The sequence below is a fragment of the Neisseria sp. P0021.S005 genome, from assembly GCF_051956955.1.
In genome coordinates this window covers 1-789 of sequence record NZ_JBQCWY010000827.1, presented here as the reverse complement: position 1 = coordinate 789, position 789 = coordinate 1, and the positions used below count along the sequence as shown (strand labels likewise).

Here is a 789-nt window from a genome sequence, read left to right as displayed (position 1 = left end):
GATTACGGAGCAGTCGATGCGCGGCGAGCTGGACTTTGAGCAGTCTTTGCGCAAGCGTGTGGCTTTGCTGGCCGGTTTGGACGAGCGCGTGTTGGAAGAGGTGTACGAGAATGTGTTGCAGCTGTCGCCGGGCGCGGAATTTTTGTTGGAAGAGTGTAAACGGAATGATGTGAAGTTTATGCTGGTGTCGGGCGGATTTACGTTCTTTACGGAACGCCTACAACGGCGTTTGGGCTTGGATTTCCATTTTGCGAATGTGTTGGAAGTGGAAAACGGCAAGCTGACAGGCCGTCTGAAAGGGCGGATTATCGATGCACAGGCTAAGACGGATTTGTTGCGTGAATACCGTGAGCGTCTGGGTTTGGCTCCGTGGCAGGTGGTGGCGATGGGTGATGGTGCGAACGATATTCCGATGATAAGGGAGGCGGGATTCGGCATTGCTTATCGGGCGAAACCGAAAACTGAGGCGAATGCGGATGCGTGTGTGCGCTTTGGTGGTTTGGAGCGGATACGCGGTTGGTTTGCGTAAACCGGTTGAGGATATTTGTCAGTCAGGCTGTCTGAACAATCGGGAAACCGGTTTTCAGACGGCCTGATGTTTTATAAGGCGATAAAACGGTAGCCTTCGGCATCGACTTCGAGAATGGAGGCGTAATTGTCGCGCCAGTCGCCAAGTACGATGCGGGTGTAATCGGCGTTGCGATGGATGTTTTCGCGGTGGGTATGGCCGTGGATGAGCAGGGGCGTGTGGAAGCGTTGGACGGTTTCGTGGGTAAAGGCCGGATTGAC

General features: G+C 54.2%; 1 protein-coding gene and 1 pseudogene. One reads left to right on the top strand and one right to left on the bottom strand.

Annotated features, from left to right (window positions below):
- Positions 1-529: phosphoserine phosphatase SerB (gene serB / locus ACTHUE_RS19585; protein WP_440424234.1), on the top strand; the 529-nt coding region annotated here is incomplete at its 5' end.
- 71 nt (positions 530-600) lie between these two features.
- On the opposite strand, the pseudogene ACTHUE_RS19580 reads toward serB, so the two are convergent.
- Positions 601-789 (bottom strand): annotated as a pseudogene (locus ACTHUE_RS19580) (UDP-2,3-diacylglucosamine diphosphatase); the annotation flags it as partial.